The organism is Mesorhizobium sp. M1E.F.Ca.ET.041.01.1.1 (genome assembly GCF_003997355.1).
Taxonomy (GTDB): Bacteria; Pseudomonadota; Alphaproteobacteria; order Rhizobiales; family Rhizobiaceae; genus Mesorhizobium.
Genome location: NZ_RZSL01000681.1, coordinates 1 through 2,884 on the forward strand (window position 1 = coordinate 1; position 2,884 = coordinate 2,884).

General features: G+C 67.3%; 4 protein-coding genes. All 4 read left to right on the top strand.

Translation table 11 applies throughout. The features are described 5' to 3' along the window. Window positions 1-146 precede the first annotated feature (146 nt). Window positions 147-914: an SDR family oxidoreductase gene (locus EOA38_RS32505; RefSeq protein WP_127301150.1), complete on the top strand. Its 768-nt coding sequence runs from the start codon at window positions 147-149 to the stop codon at window positions 912-914. Beyond that, window positions 911-1,855, top strand: coding sequence for a 2-dehydro-3-deoxygalactonokinase (locus EOA38_RS32510; RefSeq protein ID WP_127301151.1), 945 nt, complete (start codon window positions 911-913; stop codon window positions 1,853-1,855). Before EOA38_RS32505 ends, EOA38_RS32510 begins: the two co-directional genes overlap by 4 nt. Continuing rightward, window positions 1,852-2,490, top strand: a complete 639-nt coding sequence (locus tag EOA38_RS32515; protein WP_127301152.1) for a 2-dehydro-3-deoxy-6-phosphogalactonate aldolase — start codon at window positions 1,852-1,854, stop codon at window positions 2,488-2,490. Before EOA38_RS32510 ends, EOA38_RS32515 begins: the two co-directional genes overlap by 4 nt. Beyond that, a partial coding sequence (locus EOA38_RS32520) for an SMP-30/gluconolactonase/LRE family protein (RefSeq protein ID WP_145966177.1) occupies window positions 2,487-2,884 on the top strand: 398 nt, incomplete at its 3' end. The genes EOA38_RS32515 and EOA38_RS32520, both read left to right, overlap by 4 nt.

Consider the following 2,884-nt stretch of genomic DNA (forward strand, 5'->3'; position numbering starts at 1 on the left):
CTCGTAAAGCGCTTCCGTCTGGCCGCGACAGCCTGCCGCGCAGCAGACCTCATTTGTCGGACATAAGCGCTGAAATCCGCTTTTTCGCCCTTGCCCCTGGCACCTGCGTGGCTAGGATGCGCGCCGGCCAAAGGGAGAAAGAAATCATGATGCCATCGGCGCGTTTCGCCGACCTCGACGGCGCCTCGGTGCTGATCACCGGCGGCGGCTCCGGCATCGGCGCGGCGCTGACCGAAGGCTTCATGCGGCAAGGCGCCAAGGTCGCCTTCATCGATATCGCCGACAAGCCCAGCACGGCGCTCGCCGACCGCCTGGAAAAGGAGCTTGGCCGGCGTCCGCTCTACCTCAAGACCGATTTGCGCGACGTGGCGGCGTTGCGCACTGCTGTGGCCAAGGCCGCGGAAGCGCATGGCGATGTCACGGTGCTCGTCAACAACGCGGCGCTCGACGACCGTCATGAGGTCAAGGACGTCACGGTCGAGTTCTGGGACAACAATCTCGCCATCAACCTGCGGCCGCATTTCTTCACCGCCCAGGCGGTGGCGCCGGGTATGAAGCGCGCCGGCGGCGGCTCGATCATCAACTTCACCTCCACCTCCTATCTCATCAACCATCCGGACATGCCGGCCTACACCGCGGCCAAGGCCGGCATACTCGGCCTCACCAAGGGCCTTGCCGGCAAGCTCGGCGCCGACGGCATCCGCGTCAACGCGGTCGCGCCCGGCTGGGTGATCACCGAGCGCCAGAAGGAGCTCTGGGTTACCGAAGAGACGCTCGCCGCTCATGTCGCAAAGCAATGCATCAAGGAGGTGATGCGGCCCGACGACATCGTCGGCACGGTGCTGTTCCTGGCGTCTGACGCTTCGCGCATGCTGACGGCGCAGATGCTGATCGTCGACGGAGGCGTGCTGTGAGCGGCGCGCCCGCGGTCGCCGCCCTCGATTGGGGCACGACAAGGCTTCGGGCCTGGCTGCTCGACGGCTCCGGCGAGGTGCTTGCCGAGCGGCGCGGCGACGACGGGCTGATCACCGCGCGCGAAAAAGGCTTCGCCAACGTGCTGGAGGGTCACCTTGCCGCCATGGGCGCGCCGGAGGGCTTGCCCGTCATCATCTGCGGCATGGCCGGCTCCCGCCAGGGCTGGATCGAGGCGCCTTATGTCACCGTGCCGGCGCCGATCGGCGCCATCCTTGGCGAGGCCGCCCGCATCGAGGGCGAGCGCCGCGATATCCGCATCGTTCCGGGCCTCGCCCAGCGCCTCGCCGACGCGCCGGATGTCATGCGCGGCGAGGAAACCCAGCTCGCCGGCGCCGGTTTGCCGGCAAAGGGCCGTCACCTGGTCTGCATGCCAGGGACGCATTCGAAGTGGGTCGCGGTCGAGGACGGCACCGTCGCCGGCTTCGGCACCTGGCCGACCGGCGAATTGTTTTCCGTGCTGGCCACGCACTCGATCTTGAAACATTCGCTCGGCGAGCATCCGGCCCCGGTCGCTGCGGACAACCCGTTCTTCCGCCAGTGGTGCAGCCAAGCGCTGGGCGAGGGCGGCGACGTCACCTCGAAACTGTTCGCGATCCGCGCCGCAGGGCTGCTGCAGGACTTGAAGTCCGACGAGGCGGCGGCCTGCCTGTCCGGACTCTTGATCGGCGGCGAGATCGCCTCGGCCAAACGCCGCTATGGTGTCAGCGAAGCGCCGGTGGTGCTGGTCGCCTCCGGCGCGCTGGCTTCGCTTTACGGCGCCGCGCTAGGTTTCGCCGGTCTTGCCTTCAGGATCGTCGATGCGGATGAAGCGGTGCGCGCCGGCCTTGTCGAGGCCGCGTGCGAAAACGGCATGATTGCCAGAACCGGAGTTGCCCGATGAGTCAGACAGCCCCCTTTCCCAAGCTCAAGCGCGGGCTGGTCGCCATTCTGCGCGGCCTCAAGGCGACCGAAGCGATTGCCATCGGCCAGGCACTGTTCGACGCCGGCATCGAGGCGATCGAGGTGCCGCTCAACTCGCCTGAGCCGTTTTCGTCGATCGCCAGGATCGTGGAGGTCCTGCCGAAAACGGCCCTGGTCGGTGCCGGCACGGTGCTGACGGCCGCCGATGTTGACGCCTTGCACGAGGCCGGCGGCCGGCTGCTGGTCAGCCCCAACATCGACGCCGAGGTCATGGGCCGCGCGAAGGACTACGGCATGGTGACGATGCCCGGCGTGTTCACACCCACTGAAGCCTTCCAGGCGATCCGGCTCGGCGCGTCGGCGCTGAAATTCTTTCCGGCGAGTGTGCTCGGCGCGTCCGGCATCGCGGCAATTCGAGCCGTGTTGCCGGCATCGACCCTGATCGGCGCCGTCGGTGGCGTTTCCGACAAGGACTTTGCCGGCTACAAGGCGGTCGGCGTCAGCGTGTTTGGTCTGGGGTCGAGCCTCTACAAGCCGGGCGCCAGTGTCGAGGACGTGGCTGAGCGCGCCCGCGCCGCGGTCGCAGCCTGGGACGAGGCATTCGGAGGGGTATGATGGACAGCGTTTCGGTCTTCAGCGATCACATCTGCCAGCTTGGCGAGGGGCCGAGCTACGATCCCGGCACCGACACCCTCTTCTGGTTCGACATCGTCAACGGCAAGCTCCTGGAAAAGCCGCTCGCCGGCGCGCTGAAAATCCACGATCTCGGCCTGATGGCCAGCGCCATCGCCGTCATCGACGACGCCCGCCAGTTGATCGCCACGGAGATCGGCCTGCAGGTCCGCGATGTGGCGACCGGCAAGCTGACGCTGCACACGCCGATCGAGGCCGACAATCCTGCGACCCGTTCCAACGATTCCCGCGTCCATCCCTGCGGGGCGTTTTGGGTCGGCACGATGGGCAAGGACGAGGGGAAGGGCGCCGGCTCGATCTACTGGTTCTTCAAGGG